The organism is Klebsiella sp. V115_8 (genome assembly GCF_029967715.1).
Classification (GTDB): domain Bacteria; phylum Pseudomonadota; class Gammaproteobacteria; order Enterobacterales; family Enterobacteriaceae; genus Klebsiella; species Klebsiella quasipneumoniae.
In genome coordinates this window covers 1-17601 of the sequence record NZ_JASCAR010000030.1, presented here as the reverse complement: position 1 = coordinate 17601, position 17601 = coordinate 1, and the positions used below count along the sequence as shown (strand labels likewise).

The window sequence follows — 17601 nt, the reverse complement described above, 5'->3', positions numbered from 1 at the left end:
CGACGTGAATATTGATATCCGTCGCGCCAGAGCTCAATAACATACTCATCACGGTGTCATCATGGGAAAAAATATCCGCTGGATTATCGTCCTGTTATTATTTTTAGTATATATGATTAATTATCTGGACCGGGTGGCGTTATCCATTACGGTACCGATGATTGAAAAGGATCTGGCGCTAAACGCCGAACAGTTTGGTATTATTTTCGGCAGTTTTTTCTTCGGCTACGCGGTATTTAATTTTATTGGCGGTCTGGCCGTGGATAAGTTTGGCGCAACGCTGGTCCTGGGGCTGGCGGTGGGGATGTGGTCGCTATTTTGCGGCTTAACCGCCTTTGCCACCGGCTTTTATTCCATGCTGATGCTGCGCGTCCTCTTCGGGATGGCTGAAGGCCCGATTTGCGCGTCGGCGAACAAGATGATCAACGGCTGGTTTCCTAAGAAGCAAGCGGCTACCGCCGTAGGGCTGCTCAGCGCCGGCTCTCCGCTGGGCGGCGCGGTTGCTGGCCCCATCGTCGGTTATCTGGCTCTCGCATTCGGCTGGCGCCCGGCGTTTATGATTATTTTCGCCATCGGTATTGTATGGATGGTCGTGTGGTTTTTTATTGCCGCCAACTCGCCTGACAAACATAAGCATGTCAGTCAGGAAGAGCTCATGCTCATTAATAAAATGAAGCAAGAGGAGGACGCCCTGGAAACCGTAGAAAATCAAACCGCTCACTCACTGGGTTATTATCTCAAGCAGCCTATTATTCTGGTAACGGCCTTTGCATTCTTCTGCTACAACTATATTTTGTTTTTCTTCCTCAGTTGGTTCCCGTCCTATCTGGTTCAGCAGCACCATCTGGATATTAAACAAATGAGCCTCACCACCATGATCCCATGGATAGTCGGCTTTGTCGGCCTGGCGCTGGGAGGGTATATTTCCGATAAAATTTTTAAACTCACCGGACGCCTGCTGCTGTCGCGCAAAATTGTGCTGGTGGTATGTCTGCTGATGGCCGCCATCTGTGTGGGGCTTGCCGGTACCGTCAGCAGCGTCGTTCCTGCCGTTCTGCTGATGTCGGTCTCCATCTTTTTCCTCTATGTCACCGGCGCGATCTACTGGGCGATTATCCAGGACGTGGTGCATAAATCCCGCGTCGGCGGCACCAGCGGCTTTATCCACCTTATCGGCAGCGTCTCCGGCATCGTGGGGCCGATTGTCACCGGCTATATCGTGCAGTCTACCGGTAAATTCGACAGCGCCTTTGTCCTCGCCGGCACTATCGCCGCGCTCGGCGCCCTGCTGGTACTGTTCGTGATCAAAACGCCACGCGTGACAATGAAAGCCAGTCAGGCATAGTCGACAGCAATACCATGCCCGGCGCAGTCATCACGCCGGGCATCCTCTGAGACTATTTCACCGCCTGGGGCGCGACCCAGCTGCGGCCCAGCGCCGAACCCTGAGCGCCTTGCTCATTCAGATAGCGATCCAGTTCAACCATTCCGGTCCAGCGATTTTCGCACCACAGCGGCGCGAGCAGCGTGGGCCGACGGGCGCTGGCCGATATGCGATGGTAGATCACCTCCGGCGGGGTGTGGCGGATCATCTCCCCGGCGGTGACGGTATACGCCTCCAGTTCGATGCCATCGAGACGACCGGCCTGCCATGCTTTTGCCATAATGCTGCCTTTAACGATATGCAGCGGGTGCAGCTTGATGCCATCCACGCCGGTGGTCACGACCCGCTCCAGCGTCTCGAGGCCGTGCTCCTGGGTCTCCCCGGGCAGGCCGACAATGAGATGCGCGCAAACCTTCAGTCCGCGCTCACGCGCCAGACGCGCGGTACGCTGGTAACAGGCGAAATCATGCCCGCGGTTAATGCGGTGCAGGGTCTTATCATGCGCGGTCTGCAGCCCCAGCTCCAGCCATACCTCATACCCCTGCTGGTGGTATTCACTGAGCAGGTCGAGAACCGCCTCCGGCACGCAGTCCGGGCGGGTGCCGACGCAGAGGCCAACGATATTCGCCTCGCTGACGGCCTGGCGATACATCGAGCGGAGCACCTGCACTTCAGCAAAGGTGCTGGTATAGGCCTGAAAATAGGCCAGATAGCGCTTTGCCCGGTTAACGAGCTGCGCCTGATGGGCGAGCTGTTCGGCAATGGATCGATGCTGCTGGGCTTCATCCGCAAACGAGGCCACGTTACAGAAAGTGCAGCCGCCACGGCCCAGCGTACCGTCGCGGTTCGGGCAGCTAAAACCGCCGTGCAGCGTTAGCTTATGGACCTTTTCGCCATAGCGGCGCAGAAGATCCCCACCAAACATATTGACTAATTTCTGTAACTGCATAATCTGATAGACCGGCCTCAACAAAGGGGGCCAAGCCTGCCACTTTTCGTCACCGACGGCGATGACCTGGATCAATCGTCAGCGCGGCGCCCCGCCTCATTGCATAAACAATCATGATTACTGCAATTTCATTCACCCACAGGGTAATGAGTTTTCCTTATATTTCATCATCGCGCGGCCCTAATCTACTTTATGGTAAAAAACAGTATTAATATCCACCACATAAATTTATAGCAGTCAAATATGCTAATAATGAAATATATTTCAGCGCAGATCGGTAATGCAAAGCCGCGCGCACAGTGAGACAGATCACACTAGTCTTACCCTCTGCAGACGTATCCAAAGCATAAAAAATGGCATTATTTATTTTAAAAACAAAAAGTTAACACCTGTATAGCACATTTTTGTATTAATAAGATTGCCATTTGACGTAAGTGTGGATTCCCGATAAGTTGGGAATCCGCTGGAAGCTTTCTGGATGAGCACTCTGCTCATCATATTTATGCAGTAATTGAGATTCCCTCTTAACAGCAAGTCCTCAAACTTGTGTACCGATGCAAAAAGGATTTAAAGAGGGCGAATGCGAGGTGCAAACCCCGTCGCCATGCTCTTTCTGTGCCTGTGCGCAATCGGTATCGGAGGGGGTCCGTAGAGCCTGGGGAGGTTCACTGATATGTTGTACGACAAATCCCTTGAGAGGGATAACTGTGGTTTCGGCCTGATCGCCCACATAGAAGGCGAACCTAGCCACAAGGTAGTGCGAACCGCGATACACGCACTGGCCCGCATGCAGCACCGTGGCGCAATCCTTGCCGATGGTAAAACCGGCGACGGTTGCGGTCTGCTGCTGCAAAAACCCGATCGTTTCTTCCGCATCGTTGCCGAAGAGCGCGGCTGGCGTTTAGCCAAAAACTACGCCGTTGGGATGCTGTTCCTGAATAAAGATCCTGAACTGGCGAAAGCGGCACGCCGCATCGTTGAAGAAGAACTTCAGCTTGAGACCCTGTCGATTGTTGGCTGGCGCGATGTGCCGACCAACGAAGGCGTGCTCGGTGAAATCGCCCTCTCCTCGCTGCCCCGTATTGAGCAAATCTTTGTTAACGCCCCGGCTGGCTGGCGCCCGCGCGATATGGAGCGTCGTCTGTTTATTGCGCGTCGTCGCATTGAAAAACGCCTGCAGGAAGACAAAGATTTCTACGTTTGTAGCTTGTCCAACCTGGTCAACATCTATAAAGGTCTGTGTATGCCGGCGGATTTGCCGCGCTTCTACCTGGACCTCGCGGACCTGCGCCTGGAGTCGGCTATCTGCCTGTTCCACCAGCGCTTCTCCACCAACACCGTACCACGCTGGCCGCTGGCGCAGCCGTTCCGCTACCTGGCGCACAACGGTGAAATCAACACCATCACCGGCAACCGCCAGTGGGCTCGCGCCCGTACCTATAAATTCCAGACCCCGCTGATCCCGGACCTGCACGACGCCGCGCCGTTCGTTAACGAAACCGGCTCCGACTCCAGTTCAATGGACAACATGCTGGAGCTGCTGCTGGCCGGCGGGATGGACATCGTGCGCGCCATGCGTCTGCTGGTGCCGCCAGCCTGGCAGAACAACCCGGATATGGATCCGGAGCTGCGTTCGTTCTTCGACTTTAACTCCATGCATATGGAGCCATGGGACGGCCCGGCGGGTATCGTCATGTCCGATGGTCGCTACGCGGCCTGTAACCTCGACCGTAATGGCCTGCGCCCGGCGCGCTACGTCATTACCAAAGATAAGCTCATCACCTGCGCCTCTGAAGTCGGCATCTGGGACTACCAGCCGGACGAAGTGGTTGAGAAAGGCCGCGTGGGTCCGGGCGAGCTGATGGTTATCGATACCCGTGCCGGACGCATTCTGCACTCAGCGGAAACCGATGACGATCTGAAGAGCCGCCATCCGTATAAAGAGTGGATGGAGAAAAACGTTCGTCGTCTGGTGCCGTTTGAAGATCTGCCGGACGAAGAGGTTGGCAGCCGCCAGCTGGACGACGATCTGCTGGCCAGCTACCAGAAACAGTTTAACTACAGCGCGGAAGAGCTGGACTCGGTGCTGCGCGTACTCGGCGAAAATGGCCAGGAAGCGGTCGGCTCAATGGGCGATGACACGCCTTTCGCCGTCCTTTCCAGCCAGCCGCGCATTATCTACGATTATTTCCGTCAGCAGTTCGCCCAGGTGACGAACCCGCCTATCGATCCGCTGCGTGAAGCGCACGTCATGTCGCTGGCCACCAGCATCGGGCGCGAAATGAACGTCTTCTGCGAAGCGGAAGGCCAGGCGCATCGTCTGAGCTTCAAATCGCCGATCCTGCTGTACTCCGATTTCAAACAGCTGACGACGATGGAAGAAGAGCACTATCGTGCCGACGTCCTCGACATCACCTTCAACCCGGCAGAGGCTTCCCTCAGCGAGACGGTGAAGGCCCTGTGCGACAAAGCGGAGCAAATGGTACGCGATGGTACCGTGCTGCTGGTTCTTTCTGACCGCAACATCGCCAAAGACCGCCTGCCGGTGCCGGCGCCGATGGCCGTTGGCGCGATCCAGACCCGTCTGGTCGATAAAAGTCTGCGCTGCGATGCCAACATCATCGTTGAAACCGCCAGCGCCCGCGATCCGCATCACTTCGCCGTACTGCTGGGCTTCGGCGCGACAGCTATCTATCCGTACCTCGCCTATGAAACGCTGGCGAAGCTGGTCGACAGCAAAGCTATCGATAAACCGTACCGTGCGGTGATGCTGAACTATCGCAACGGTATCAATAAAGGTCTGTATAAGATCATGTCCAAGATGGGGATCTCGACCATCGCCTCCTACCGCTGCTCGAAGCTGTTCGAAGCGGTCGGTCTGCATCGCGATGTCTCCGATCTCTGCTTCCAGGGCGTGGTCAGTCGCATCGGCGGCGCCGGCTTCGACGATTTCCAGCAGGACCTGCTGAATCTGTCGAAACGCGCCTGGCTGGCGCGCAAGCCGCTGGCTCAGGGCGGTCTGCTGAAGTACGTTCACGGCGGCGAATATCACGCCTACAACCCGGACGTGGTGCGTACCCTGCAGCAGGCTGTGCAGAGCGGCGAGTACAGCGATTATCAACAATACGCGAAGCTGGTTAACGAACGTCCGGCGGCCACGCTGCGCGATCTGCTGGCGCTCAACCCGGGCGAAGACGCCATCAGCATCGACGACGTGGAGCCGGCGAAGGAGCTGTTCAAACGCTTCGATACCGCAGCGATGTCGATCGGCGCCCTGAGTCCGGAAGCGCACGAATCGCTGGCGGAAGCGATGAACAGCATCGGCGGCTTCTCTAACTCCGGTGAAGGCGGTGAAGACCCGGCGCGCTACGGCACCAATAAAGTGTCGCGCATCAAGCAGGTGGCGTCCGGCCGCTTCGGCGTCACCCCAGCCTATCTGGTCAATGCCGACGTTATCCAGATCAAAGTCGCCCAGGGCGCGAAGCCGGGTGAAGGCGGCCAGCTGCCGGGTGATAAAGTCACTCCGTACATCGCCAAACTGCGCTATTCGGTACCGGGCGTGACGCTGATCTCCCCGCCGCCGCACCACGATATCTACTCTATCGAGGATTTGGCGCAGCTGATTTTCGACCTCAAGCAGGTCAACCCGAAAGCGATGATTTCGGTCAAACTGGTTTCTGAACCGGGCGTGGGCACCATCGCCACCGGCGTAGCCAAAGCTTATGCCGACCTGATCACCATCGCCGGCTACGACGGCGGCACCGGGGCGAGCCCGCTCTCTTCCGTGAAATATGCCGGCTGTCCGTGGGAGCTTGGTCTGGTGGAAACCCAGCAGGCGCTGGTCGCTAATGGCCTGCGTCATAAGATCCGTCTGCAGGTGGATGGCGGCCTGAAAACCGGCCTCGATATCATCAAAGCGGCGATCCTCGGCGCGGAAAGCTTCGGTTTCGGTACCGGCCCGATGGTGGCGCTGGGCTGTAAATACCTGCGTATTTGCCACCTGAACAACTGCGCGACCGGCGTGGCGACCCAGGATGACAAACTGCGTAAGAACCACTATCACGGTCTGCCGTTCAAAGTGACCAACTACTTTGAATTTATCGCCCGTGAAACCCGCGAGCTGATGGCCCAGCTGGGCGTCAAGCGCCTGGTGGATCTGATTGGCCGCACCGATCTGCTCAAAGAGCTGGATGGGTTCACCGCCAAGCAGCAGAAACTGGATCTGGGTAAACTGCTGGAGACCGCAGAGCCGCATCCTGGCAAAGCGCTGTACTGCACCGAAAATAACCCGCCGTTCGATAACGGCGTGCTCAACGCCCAGCTGCTGCAGCAGGCGAAACCGTACGTGGATGAAAAGCAGAGCAAAACGTTCTGGTTCGATATCCGCAATACCGACCGCTCTGTGGGGGCCTCGCTGTCCGGGTATATTGCCCAGACCCATGGCGACCAGGGACTGGCGGGCGACCCGATCGTCGCTCACTTTAGCGGCACCGCGGGCCAGAGCTTCGGCGTGTGGAACGCCGGCGGCGTGGAACTGCATCTGACGGGCGACGCCAACGACTATGTCGGCAAAGGCATGGCGGGCGGTCTGCTGGCCATTCGTCCGCCGGTGGGCTCCGCTTTCCGCAGCCACGAAGCCAGCATTATCGGCAACACCTGCCTGTACGGCGCGACCGGTGGTCGTCTGTACGCCGCAGGCCGCGCAGGTGAGCGTTTCGCGGTGCGTAACTCCGGCGCCATCACCGTGGTGGAAGGCATCGGCGACAACGGCTGTGAATACATGACCGGCGGTATCGTCTGCGTGCTCGGTAAAACCGGCGTCAACTTTGGCGCAGGGATGACCGGCGGCTTTGCCTATGTCCTGGATGAAGATGGCGACTTCCGTAAACGCGTGAACCCGGAGCTGGTGGAAGTGCTGGACGTTGACTCTCTGGCTATCCATGAAGAGCACCTGCGCGGTTTAATCACCGAGCACGTGCAGCTTACCGGTTCGCAACGCGGCGAAGAGATCCTCGCCAACTGGCCGGCCTTCTCCGCGAAGTTTGCGCTGGTTAAACCGAAGTCCAGCGATGTTAAAGCACTGTTGGGTCACCGTAGTCGTTCCGCAGCTGAGCTGCGGGTGCAGGCGCAGTAAGGGGTTAAGATGAGTCAGAACGTTTATCAATTTATCGACCTGCAGCGCGTTGATCCGCCAAAGAAACCGCTGAAGATCCGTAAAATTGAATTTGTGGAAATTTACGAGCCGTTTTCAGAAGGCCAGGCCAAGGCGCAGGCGGATCGCTGCCTCTCCTGCGGCAACCCGTACTGCGAGTGGAAGTGCCCGGTGCATAACTACATCCCGAACTGGCTGAAGCTGGCCAACGAGGGGCGTATTTTTGAGGCGGCTGAGCTGTCGCACCAGACCAACACCCTGCCGGAAGTCTGCGGGCGCGTCTGCCCGCAGGACCGCCTGTGTGAAGGCTCCTGTACGCTGAACGATGAGTTCGGCGCGGTGACCATCGGCAACATCGAACGCTATATCAATGATAAGGCATTCGAGATGGGCTGGCGTCCGGATCTCTCCGGTGTGAAACCGACCGGTAAAACCGTCGCGATCATCGGCGCTGGCCCGGCGGGCCTCGCCTGTGCCGACGTGTTGACCCGCAACGGCGTCAAGGCGGTGGTGTTTGACCGCCATCCGGAAATCGGCGGCCTGCTGACCTTCGGTATCCCGGCGTTCAAGCTGGAAAAAGAGGTGATGACCCGCCGCCGGGAGATCTTCACCGGCATGGGCATTGAGTTCAAACTCAATACCGAAGTGGGCCGCGACGTGCAGCTCGACGACCTGCTGAAAGAGTACGATGCCGTGTTCCTCGGCGTCGGCACCTATCAGTCGATGCGCGGCGGACTGGACAATGAAGACGCCCCGGGCGTCTACGACGCGCTGCCGTTCCTGATCGCCAACACCAAGCAGATCATGGGCTTTGGCGAAACCGCCGATGAGCCCTACGTCAGCATGGAAGGCAAACGCGTGGTCGTTCTCGGCGGTGGCGATACCGCGATGGACTGCGTTCGTACCTCCGTCCGTCAGAATGCGGCGCACGTGATCTGCGCCTATCGTCGTGACGAAGAGAACATGCCGGGTTCAAAACGCGAAGTGAAAAACGCGCGTGAGGAAGGCGTTGAGTTCCAGTTCAACGTCCAGCCGCTGGGCGTGGAAGTGAATGCCAACGGCAAAGTGTGCGGCGTGAAGATGGCGCGCACCGAGATGGGCCAGCCGGATGCGAAAGGCCGCCGTCGCGCGGAGATCGTCGCCGGCTCTGAGCACGTGGTGCCGGCAGACGCCGTCGTCATGGCGTTTGGCTTCCGTCCCCACAGCATGGAGTGGCTGGCGAAGCACAGCGTCGAGCTGGACTCCCAGGGCCGCATCATTGCGCCGGAAGGCAGCGAGAACGCCTTCCAGACCAGCAACCCGAAAATCTTCGCCGGTGGCGATATCGTTCGCGGTTCCGACCTAGTGGTCACCGCGATTGCGGAAGGACGTAAAGCGGCTGACGGGATCCTCAACTACCTTGAAGTCTGATTAGGCCCGGAGTCTCAGCGCATAAAAGCCCGATGGTTAACGACATCGGGCTTTTTTATTGCCCATTCGCCGGGCAAACCGCCGCTTTCAGCGCCGTATTATACCAGCCGCAGATATGTTCTAAGCGGGTGATCGCCGAGCCGACGGTCACCGCCCACGCGCCGCAGCGCATTGCCTCAGCCGCCTGCGCAGGCGTATTGTAGCGTCCCTCAGCGACTACTCTGCAGCCCGCGGCGCTCAGGCTTTTCACCAGCGCCAGATCCGGCTCGGCCGGTGTCTCCTCTGCGGTATAGCCTGAGAGGGTGGTGCCAACCATATCGAAGCCCAATTGCCAGCATTCAAGGGCATCGTCGAGAGAGGAACAATCTGCCATCGCATTTTTCCCCTGGCGGTGAATTGCCGCCAACAACGATGCGACAGAGGCCGGACGCTGACGCCGCGTGCCGTCAACCGCAATGATATCGGCCCCTGCCTGCGCCAGGGCATTCACATCCTCAAGCCACGGCGTAATTCGCACCGGGCTATCATGCAGATCGCGCTTAATCAGCGCGATAACAGGCACCGTCACTAACGGACGAACGGCCTGCAGGTTGGCCAGACCTTCTATGCGCAGCGCCACCGCCCCCGCCTGCTCCGCCGCCAGCCCCATCGCCGCGACGATGGCGGGGTTATCCAGCGGGCTGCCCGGCACCGGCTGGCAGGAGACAATTAATCCGCCATGGTGACGGATACGCTGGTCCAGTTGTGCGAGTAAAGACATGTCGGCTCCCTGAAAGCTACCTGTGGCGATGACAGTACCAGCCATGGGGCGCCTCGTTTGTGGCAGAGTTAACAAAGCGGACAGACAAAAAAACAGGCCCAGCAGGGCCTGTCAGAGAAGGGATTTACTTCACCACGCGCAGCGCCGGGCGACCGCCGCGCGGCGGCGGCGTGTCGTCAGGATCGTCGTCGTGATTATCGGGCTTATCGCCATCAATCACCGACATCACCGTTTCGCTTTCATTCTCAGGCGCGACGTCATCATCGTTGAGGCTGCTGACGTCTTCGTCATAGGCCGCTTCCGGTTCAAACATCGTGCCGGCGCCGTTCTCACGGGCATAGATGGCGAGTACCGCAGCCAGCGGGACAGATACGTTGCGCGGCACGCCGCCAAAGCGCGCGTTGAAGCGCACTTCGTCGTTCGCCAGCTCAAGATTACCTACCGCACGCGGGGCAATATTGAGAACGATTTGCCCGTCGCGCGCATACTCCATCGGCACGAGCACGCCCGGCAGCGTGACATCCACCACCAGATGAGGCGTCAGCTGGTTATCCAGCAGCCAGTCATAAAACGCCCGCAGCAGATACGGGCGACGCGGCGTCAGCTGTGATACATCCATTATTTAGCCCCGACCGAGGCGCATTTCACGCTCGGCTTCAGTTAAAGAGGCGAGGAAGGAATCACGCTCAAATACGCGAGTCATATAGCCTTTGAGCTCTTTCGCGCCTGCGCCAACCAGCTCCACACCGAGAACCGGCAGACGCCACAGCAGCGGCGCCAGGTAGCAATCCACCAGGCTGAACTCATCGCTCAGGAAGTAAGGTTTCTGGGTGAACACCGGCGCGATGGCCAGCAGTTCTTCACGCAGTTGCTTACGCGCAGCATCAGCTTGCGCTGCGGTACCGCTCTGGATGGTGTTCATCAGCGAATACCAGTCCTTCTCGATACGTTGCATATACAGACGGCTTTCGCCACGCGCCACCGGATAAACCGGCATTAACGGCGGGTGCGGGAAACGCTCATCCAGGTATTCCATAATGATGCGGGATTCCCACAGAGTGAGCTCACGATCCACCAGCGTCGGTACGCTTTGATTCGGGTTGAGGTCAATCAGATCCTGAGGCGGGTTGTCCTTCTCCACGTGCTCTATCTCAAAACTGACACCCTTCTCGGCCAGCACAATGCGGACCTGATGGCTATAGATGTCAGTAGGACCAGAAAACAGCGTCATTACCGAACGTTTGTTGGCAGCGACAGCCATGAAAACCTCCAGGTATATTCAGAATTTTGTACTGCTGCCAGCCACTCATGGCCGGCCAGATGTAAAAACCCCAGTAGCGCGATGTCACCTTCGTTCACGAATAAAACAAAAAATGAACAATCACCAGCATTTGGGCAGAAAATTGGATGATAGTTTACCAGATTTTGAAGACGTTGTGGTGAGGGGATTCTGGAAATGCTGAAAAAGTGGCAAGAACCGGCGGTAAGCTTGTGGATAACAGCCGTTTTATCCATAAAAAAACCCGCCGGAGCGGGTTTTTTCGCAAATTGTTCTGCGTGAGCAGAAAACAATTAACGTTTGGAGAACTGCGGACGACGACGTGCTTTACGCAGACCGACTTTCTTACGTTCAACCTGACGAGCGTCACGAGTGACGAAGCCAGCTTTACGCAGTTCAGAACGCAGGGACTCGTCGTACTCCATCAGAGCGCGGGTGATACCGTGACGGATCGCACCAGCCTGACCAGAGATACCACCACCTTTAACAGTGATGTACAGATCCAGTTTCTCAACCATGTCGACCAGTTCCAGCGGCTGACGAACTACCATGCGGGCAGTTTCACGACCGAAGTACTGTTCCAGAGAACGCTGGTTGATAACGATTTTGCCGTTGCCCGGTTTGATGAAAACGCGAGCTGCGGAACTTTTGCGGCGACCAGTGCCGTAGTATTGATTTTCAGCCATTGCCTATAATCCCGATTAGATGTCAAGAACTTGCGGTTGCTGTGCCGCGTGGTTGTGCTCGTTACCCGCGTAAACTTTCAGTTTACGGTACATAGCACGACCCAGCGGGCCTTTTGGCAGCATGCCTTTAACCGCGATTTCAATCACACGCTCAGGACGGCGGGCAATCATCTCTTCAAAGGTCGCTTCTTTGATACCACCGATGTGGCCGGTGTGGTGGTAGTACATTTTGTCTTCGCGCTTGTTGCCGGTAACAGCAACTTTTTCTGCGTTCAGAACGATGATGTAATCACCGGTATCAACGTGCGGAGTGTATTCCGCTTTGTGCTTACCGCGCAGGCGACGAGCCAGTTCAGTAGCCAGACGGCCCAGAGTTTTACCGGTCGCGTCAACAACATACCAGTCGCGTTTTACGGTTTCTGGTTTAGCTGTAAAAGTTTTCATTAAAAGCTTACCCAAATAATAAGTTACACGTTGGTGAACACCCAAACGTTTAGTCAGTTGAGGTTCACACGACATTGTCCAGCAAACCTACCCCTTCGAATAGCCTATGCCGGCACATAGAAAGTTTCGGGAAAAAAACCTTCTCGTAACGTGGGGTCGCAAGATTATAGAGAAGTCGGGGTCAAAGATCGACCCCTTTATGAGATTTTTCAGGCAGCTCCCGGGGCGGCCCTGCGGCCCTGAATTCACCGGGAAAAAGTATCCTGTCAGGGCATATGCGGGCGCGTGAGGTACTCTTCGCTCTGCATCTCCTGCAGACGCGACAGACAGCGCTGAAACTCAAACTTCAGCCGCTCTCCCTGATAAATGTCGTACAGCGGCACCGCCGCGCTGACCACCAGCTTCACATGGCGCTCATAGAACTCATCCACCAGGGCGATAAAGCGCCGGGCTTCGCTCTCCAACTGCGCGGTCATCACCGGCACATCGAACAGCATCACGGTGTGGAACAGGCGGGAGAGCGCGATATAGTCATGCTGGCTGCGGGCATCCACGCACAGCGTGGCGAACGACGCCGCCAGCGTCTGGTTTTCCACGCCGAGGGTCGGCAGCTCGCGATGGTTGATCTCCAGCGTCGGCCCGGCAGCGCGCGGCGCGCCGGCCAGCGCCAGCCACAGTTTATCCATCTGTTCGCGGGTGTCGTTATTCAGCGGCGACAGCCACAGGTGCGCTTGGGTCAGGGTACGCAAGCGATAATCGATGCCGGCATCAACGTTCATAATATCGCAATGCTGCTTGATGGCGTCGATAGCGGGCAGAAAACGGGCGCGCTGCAGGCCATTGCGATAGAGCTCATCCGGCGGAATATTGGAGGTCGCCACCAGCGTGATGCCGCGGGCGAACAGGGCTTTCATCAGACCGCCCAACAGCATGGCGTCAGTAATATCGGAGACAAAAAACTCGTCGAAACAGAGCACGTCGGTTTCTGCTTTAAAGCGGTCGGCGACAATGTCCAGCGGGTCGCTATGGCCCTGCAGGGTGGTCAGCTCTTCGTGCACCCGCAGCATAAAGCGATGGAAATGCAGGCGCTGCTTACGCTCGCCCGGCAGGCTCTGGTAAAACAGGTCCATCAGCCAGGTTTTCCCTCGCCCCACGCCGCCCCACATATACAGGCCGCGGACAGGCGTCGCCTCGGCTGCTGGTTCGCGCTTACCCAGCAGTTTGCCGAATTTCGCGCGCAAACCGCCGCCTGACGCGACGGGCGCGGGCTGAGTCTGCAGTTCCTGGTAAATGGTATCGAGGCGGCTCACCGCTTCTTGCTGGACGTCGTCGGGTTGATGGCTGCCCTCTTTCAGGGCTGAAAGGTAACGCGATGTTGGAGACAGGCTTTGCATGATCTAATTGTTATTCCTTGAAAACCGTGATGTCGAAGCTCACGATTGACGAAAAAAAGGCCGTTCTACACTACGCGATGATACGCCAGGATTCCACTTCTGTGGAATTAGCGGTTATAGTGGCACTATCGGGCGCAGGCGGAGAGCCTAAGAGCCACCCTACGGAACCACAATACAACGGGAGATGTTCATGACCTGGGAATACGCGCTAATTGGGTTAGTCGTCGGTATCATCATTGGTGCCGTCGCCATGCGTTTCGGCAACCGCAAACTGCGCCAGCAGCAGGCGCTGCAGTTCGAACTGGAAAAGAATAAAGCCGAGCTTGAGGAGTACCGTGAAGAGCTGGTCAGCCATTTTGCGCGCAGCGCCGAGCTGCTGGATAACATGGCGCACGACTACCGTCAGCTGTATCAGCATATGGCGAAAAGCTCTAACAACCTGCTGCCGGATTCCATGGCAGACGCCAACCCGTTCCGCAACCGCCTGGAAGAGTCTGAAGCCAGCAACGATCAGGCGCCGGTCCAGATGCCGCGCGACTACTCCGAAGGCGCATCCGGATTACTGCGCGGTGGCGCAAAACGCGATTAAACAATCGCCTCTGATAAAATATTCTCCGGGCGCGCCCATCGCGCCCGCTCCTTCCCCCACTTCCCGGCTACAATTTAAACCAGTCCCCACATTGTTACCTGCGCAAAAATTCAATAACATCAGGTTATTCAGGACATTTTTCCATACACCTCAGGTTACGAGAGCCAGCATCTAATGAAGAAACAGACTTTGCTGTTGAGTGCGTTAGCGTTAAGCATTGGGTTATCGTTGTCGGTTCTGCCTCCGGCAGCAGCATCCTTACCGACTCAGGTGCCCGGCCAGGGCGCGTTACCAAGCCTGGCGCCGATGCTGGAAAAGGTCCTGCCGGCGGTAGTCAGCGTCCAGGTGGAAGGCACTGCCTCGCCGACGCTCAATATGCCGGAAGAGCTGAAGAAATATTTTGGCGATAACGCCCCGCAAGAGCAGGCGCAGCCGTTCGAAGGGCTTGGCTCCGGCGTCATTATCGACGCAGCGAAAGGCTACGTGCTGACCAATAACCACGTCATCAATCAGGCGCAGAAGATCAGCGTCCAGCTGAACGATGGTCGTGAATTTGATGCCAAACTGGTCGGTAGCGATGAACAGAGCGACATTGCTCTGCTGCAGCTGATTAAGCCGTCAAACCTGACGCAAATCGCCATTGCTGACTCCGATAAACTCCGCGTCGGCGACTTCGCCGTCGCCGTCGGCAACCCGTTCGGTCTTGGTCAGACCGCCACCTCCGGCATTATCTCTGCCCTTGGCCGCAGCGGCCTGAACCTTGAAGGGCTGGAGAATTTCATCCAGACCGATGCCTCCATCAACCGCGGCAACTCCGGCGGCGCGCTGTTGAACCTCAACGGCGAGCTTATCGGGATCAACACCGCGATCCTGGCGCCGGGCGGCGGCAGCATCGGCATCGGCTTCGCCATCCCGAGCAACATGGCGAAAACCCTCGCCGACCAGCTCATTCAGTTTGGCGAAATCAAGCGCGGCCTGCTGGGCATTAAAGGCATGGAAATGAGCGCCGATATCGCCAAGGCGATGAACCTCAACGTTCAGCGCGGCGCCTTCGTCAGTGAAGTGCTGCCAAACTCCGGGTCCGCCAAAGCGGGGATCAAATCCGGCGACGTCATCGTTAGCCTGAACGGCAAGCCGCTGAATAGTTTTGCCGAACTGCGCTCGCGGATCGCCACCACCGAGCCGGGGACCAAAGTCAAACTGGGCCTGCTGCGCGATGGAAAACCGGTCGATGTCGAAGTGACGCTGGATAAGAGCACCTCCTCCACCGCCAGCGCTGAGCTGATTATCCCGGCTCTGCAGGGTGCCTCGTTCAGCGACGGTCAGATGAAAGATGGCACCAAAGGGGTGGTGATCGATAATGTCGATAAAGGCAGCGCCGCCGCCCAGGTCGGCCTGCATAAGGATGACATTATCATTGGCCTTAACCGCGAGCGTATTCATTCGATTGCCGAATTACGCAAAGTGCTCGAAGGCAAACCGCCGGTCATCGCCCTGAACGTGATCCGCGGCAACGAAAGCATCTATCTGCTGCTGCGCTGATTGTCTCCCCGGACATCGCCGCCATGTGCGATGTCCGGACAACTCATGCTATGCTGCGCCTGACCATTCATTAACGATATCTGCATCATGCCTGGAAAGTTATTACGTTCAGTACTCATCGGTTTGCTTGTCGGGGGCCTGCTGTTGGCCCTGATGCCCTCGCTGCGCCAGTGGCAGCTAGCGCCGACCACCCAGAACGATACGGCAGACGACTCCCCGGCGAGCTATAACGCCGCCGTACGCCGCGCCGCGCCCGCCGTAGTGAACGTCTATAACCGCGCCCTGAACAGCACCAGCCATAATCAGCTGACGCTTGGCTCCGGGGTGATCATGGACCAGCGCGGCTATATCCTGACCAACAAGCATGTGATTAACGATGCCGACCAGATTATCGTCGCTCTGCAGGACGGCCGGGTCTTCGAAGCGCTGCTGGTAGGCTCCGATTCCCTGACCGACCTCGCGGTGCTGAAGATCAACGCTACCGGCGGGCTGCCGGTGATCCCGATCAACCCGAAACGCACGCCGCACATCGGCGATGTGGTGCTGGCGATTGGCAACCCCTATAACCTGGGACAGACCATCACCCAGGGGATCATCAGCGCCACAGGGCGCATTGGCCTCAACCCCACCGGCCGCCAGAATTTCCTGCAGACTGACGCCTCGATCAACCACGGTAACTCCGGCGGGGCGCTGGTGAACTCCCTCGGCGAGCTGATGGGGATTAACACCCTCTCCTTTGACAAGAGCAACGACGGCGAAACGCCTGAAGGCATTGGCTTTGCGATCCCGTTCCAGTTAGCGACCAAAATTATGGACAAGCTGATCCGGGATGGCCGTGTGATCCGCGGCTATATCGGCATTAGCGGCCGGGAGATCGCCCCGCTGCACGCGCAGGGCGGCGGGATCGATCAGATCCAGGGGATCGTCGTTAACGATGTCGCGCCGGACGGACCGGCCGCGCAGGCGGGGATCCGCGCCAACGACGTGATCATCTCCGTGAATGACAAACCCGCGGTCTCCGCGCTGGAGACAATGGATCAGGTGGCCGAGATCCGCCCGGGTTCGGAAATTCCGGTGGTCATCATGCGTGATGATAAGAAAATCACGCTCCATATCGCCGTCCAGGAATACCCGGCCACCAACTAAGCGGCTCCCCGTTTGGGGAGCCACGTTAATCGCTAAATACCGGACCGGCCGGGAATCTGACCAAAAACCCGGTCACCGCCAGCAGCGATCTCAGCGCGGGCCAGACAACCTGTCGCTCGCGAAGCTCATCATCCAGCGTCAGTAGCGCAAACTCTCCCTTCTCACCCAGCACGCCACCCTGCCAGAGCAGGCGCTGCGCCTGCTGCCGCGCCCAGGGCGACTCGCTCTTCCAGGCCAGCAAATGTAGCAGCGCCTGCTGCAGACAGACGCTGTGGGAATGGTTATCCCGCCGCAGCCGCCGGTAGACGGGCAGGGACACGCTGCGCACGGTATAAAATCCACTGCCCGCCTCTTCATCGCCTTCAGGGATAGCGCGGGCGAACTGCCCCGCCACGTCGCACAGCCGGTTGTGCGTCAGCGGAAGTTGCCGGGCGCTGAGCGCCCCGGCCGCCATGCACAGCAGACCGCTGCGCTGCAGCGAGGGCGTCGCGGGGCGCACGACCGCCGCCGGTAAGGCAGTCACCGCCCGTGTCGCCTCGTCAGCGTTGTGGTCAGCGCCGGCCTCATAACAGCTGGCCAGCAGCGCTTCACCAGGCGTGGCGTTCAGCGGGGGCGAAAGCAGGTTCAGCGCCGGCTGCAGTTGTGCAAGTTCATCGCCTGACGCCAGCATGGCGTCAACCACCGCCACCCGTGTTGATGTCCGGTTTTCCGGACAGCATGCTATGGCTTCATTCATCACCGTCTCCTTATGAGAAATCTCCGCGGCCGACATGCCAGCCGCGGAAACAGGCCGGCCTACATCGCCAGCACGTACTTGAGCATCACCCCGGCGGCGATCGCCGAGCCGATCACCCCCGCCACGTTCG

15 protein-coding genes are annotated in these 17601 nt (G+C 58.1%); 6 read left to right on the top strand and 9 right to left on the bottom strand.

All coding sequences use genetic code 11. The annotated features are described in order from the left end of the window. Window positions 1-61 precede the first annotated feature (61 nt). Window positions 62-1345: an MFS transporter gene (locus tag QLG03_RS12805; protein WP_023291136.1), complete on the top strand. Its 1284-nt coding sequence runs from the start codon at window positions 62-64 to the stop codon at window positions 1343-1345. A gap of 52 nt (window positions 1346-1397) precedes the next feature. Here the strand turns inward: QLG03_RS12805 and QLG03_RS12800 are convergent, their stop codons facing one another. After that, window positions 1398-2333: a TIGR01212 family radical SAM protein gene (locus QLG03_RS12800; protein ID WP_023291137.1), complete on the bottom strand. Its 936-nt coding sequence runs from the start codon at window positions 2331-2333 to the stop codon at window positions 1398-1400. A 673-nt stretch (window positions 2334-3006) separates the two neighbouring features. Here QLG03_RS12800 and gltB point away from each other — a divergent pair. Continuing rightward, on the top strand, window positions 3007-7467 hold the full coding sequence (gltB, locus tag QLG03_RS12795; RefSeq protein WP_044524842.1) for a glutamate synthase large subunit: 4461 nt from the start codon (window positions 3007-3009) through the stop codon (window positions 7465-7467). 9 nt (window positions 7468-7476) lie between these two features. After that, on the top strand, window positions 7477-8895 hold the full coding sequence (gltD, locus tag QLG03_RS12790) for a glutamate synthase subunit GltD (RefSeq protein WP_032454181.1): 1419 nt from the start codon (window positions 7477-7479) through the stop codon (window positions 8893-8895). A gap of 55 nt (window positions 8896-8950) precedes the next feature. On the opposite strand, the gene QLG03_RS12785 is transcribed toward gltD, so the two are convergent. From QLG03_RS12785 to zapE, 7 genes are all read right to left on the bottom strand, one after another. Next, on the bottom strand, window positions 8951-9655 hold the full coding sequence (locus QLG03_RS12785; RefSeq protein ID WP_032429001.1) for an N-acetylmannosamine-6-phosphate 2-epimerase: 705 nt from the start codon (window positions 9653-9655) through the stop codon (window positions 8951-8953). A gap of 124 nt (window positions 9656-9779) precedes the next feature. Beyond that, complete coding sequence (gene sspB, locus QLG03_RS12780; protein ID WP_102001677.1) at window positions 9780-10274, bottom strand: ClpXP protease specificity-enhancing factor; 495 nt, start codon at window positions 10272-10274, stop codon at window positions 9780-9782. Window positions 10275-10277: 3 nt separating this feature from the next. After that, window positions 10278-10916 carry a stringent starvation protein SspA gene (sspA, locus tag QLG03_RS12775; RefSeq protein ID WP_002918467.1) on the bottom strand — a complete coding sequence of 213 codons (639 nt, stop codon included), beginning with the start codon at window positions 10914-10916 and terminating at the stop codon, window positions 10278-10280. Then, window positions 10886-11170, bottom strand: coding sequence for a hypothetical protein (locus QLG03_RS12770; RefSeq protein WP_136070768.1), 285 nt, complete (start codon window positions 11168-11170; stop codon window positions 10886-10888). The genes sspA and QLG03_RS12770 overlap by 31 nt, the downstream gene beginning before the upstream one ends. Before the next feature lie 57 nt (window positions 11171-11227). Beyond that, window positions 11228-11620, bottom strand: coding sequence for a 30S ribosomal protein S9 (rpsI, locus tag QLG03_RS12765; RefSeq protein WP_000829818.1), 393 nt, complete (start codon window positions 11618-11620; stop codon window positions 11228-11230). Between the two features lie 15 nt (window positions 11621-11635). Further along, window positions 11636-12064, bottom strand: coding sequence for a 50S ribosomal protein L13 (gene rplM, locus QLG03_RS12760; RefSeq protein ID WP_002918559.1), 429 nt, complete (start codon window positions 12062-12064; stop codon window positions 11636-11638). Between the two features lie 266 nt (window positions 12065-12330). After that, window positions 12331-13458, bottom strand: a complete 1128-nt coding sequence (zapE, locus tag QLG03_RS12755) for a cell division protein ZapE (protein ID WP_255988883.1) — start codon at window positions 13456-13458, stop codon at window positions 12331-12333. A gap of 190 nt (window positions 13459-13648) precedes the next feature. On the opposite strand from zapE, the gene zapG reads away from it, so the two are divergent. The 3 genes from zapG to degS all read left to right on the top strand — a co-directional run bounded on the left by zapG (window position 13649) and on the right by degS (window position 16735). Continuing rightward, on the top strand, window positions 13649-14047 hold the full coding sequence (gene zapG, locus QLG03_RS12750) for a Z-ring associated protein ZapG (protein WP_012540461.1): 399 nt from the start codon (window positions 13649-13651) through the stop codon (window positions 14045-14047). Between the two features lie 174 nt (window positions 14048-14221). Beyond that, entirely contained in the window at window positions 14222-15589 is a 1368-nt protein-coding gene (gene degQ / locus QLG03_RS12745) for a serine endoprotease DegQ (protein WP_017899931.1), read from the top strand. Between the two features lie 87 nt (window positions 15590-15676). Further along, window positions 15677-16735 carry an outer membrane-stress sensor serine endopeptidase DegS gene (gene degS, locus QLG03_RS12740; protein ID WP_002918568.1) on the top strand — a complete coding sequence of 353 codons (1059 nt, stop codon included), beginning with the start codon at window positions 15677-15679 and terminating at the stop codon, window positions 16733-16735. A gap of 25 nt (window positions 16736-16760) precedes the next feature. Here the strand turns inward: degS and QLG03_RS12735 are convergent, their stop codons facing one another. After that, the gene (locus tag QLG03_RS12735) at window positions 16761-17471 is read right to left on the bottom strand and encodes a hypothetical protein (RefSeq protein ID WP_023291142.1); all 711 of its coding nucleotides are present in this window, start codon (window positions 17469-17471) and stop codon (window positions 16761-16763) included. Between the last annotated feature and the right edge of the window lie 130 nt (window positions 17472-17601).

Bases quoted from the DNA above. Each gene is read 5' to 3' on its own strand.
- degS (WP_002918568.1), top strand. From the start codon at position 15,677: ATGCCTGGAAAGTTATTACGTTCAGTACTCATCGGTTTGCTTGTCGGG.
- gltB (WP_044524842.1), top strand. From the start codon at position 3,007: ATGTTGTACGACAAATCCCTTGAGAGGGATAACTGTGGTTTCGGCCTG.
- QLG03_RS12800 (WP_023291137.1), bottom strand. From the start codon at position 2,333: ATGCAGTTACAGAAATTAGTCAATATGTTTGGTGGGGATCTTCTGCGC.
- QLG03_RS12735 (WP_023291142.1), bottom strand. From the start codon at position 17,471: ATGAATGAAGCCATAGCATGCTGTCCGGAAAACCGGACATCAACACGG.
- QLG03_RS12785 (WP_032429001.1), bottom strand. From the start codon at position 9,655: ATGTCTTTACTCGCACAACTGGACCAGCGTATCCGTCACCATGGCGGA.
- rplM (WP_002918559.1), bottom strand. From the start codon at position 12,064: ATGAAAACTTTTACAGCTAAACCAGAAACCGTAAAACGCGACTGGTAT.
- zapG (WP_012540461.1), top strand. From the start codon at position 13,649: ATGACCTGGGAATACGCGCTAATTGGGTTAGTCGTCGGTATCATCATT.
- zapE (WP_255988883.1), bottom strand. From the start codon at position 13,458: ATGCAAAGCCTGTCTCCAACATCGCGTTACCTTTCAGCCCTGAAAGAG.
- rpsI (WP_000829818.1), bottom strand. From the start codon at position 11,620: ATGGCTGAAAATCAATACTACGGCACTGGTCGCCGCAAAAGTTCCGCA.
- QLG03_RS12805 (WP_023291136.1), top strand. From the start codon at position 62: ATGGGAAAAAATATCCGCTGGATTATCGTCCTGTTATTATTTTTAGTA.
- QLG03_RS12770 (WP_136070768.1), bottom strand. From the start codon at position 11,170: ATGGATAAAACGGCTGTTATCCACAAGCTTACCGCCGGTTCTTGCCAC.
- sspA (WP_002918467.1), bottom strand. From the start codon at position 10,916: ATGGCTGTCGCTGCCAACAAACGTTCGGTAATGACGCTGTTTTCTGGT.
- gltD (WP_032454181.1), top strand. From the start codon at position 7,477: ATGAGTCAGAACGTTTATCAATTTATCGACCTGCAGCGCGTTGATCCG.
- sspB (WP_102001677.1), bottom strand. From the start codon at position 10,274: ATGGATGTATCACAGCTGACGCCGCGTCGCCCGTATCTGCTGCGGGCG.
- degQ (WP_017899931.1), top strand. From the start codon at position 14,222: ATGAAGAAACAGACTTTGCTGTTGAGTGCGTTAGCGTTAAGCATTGGG.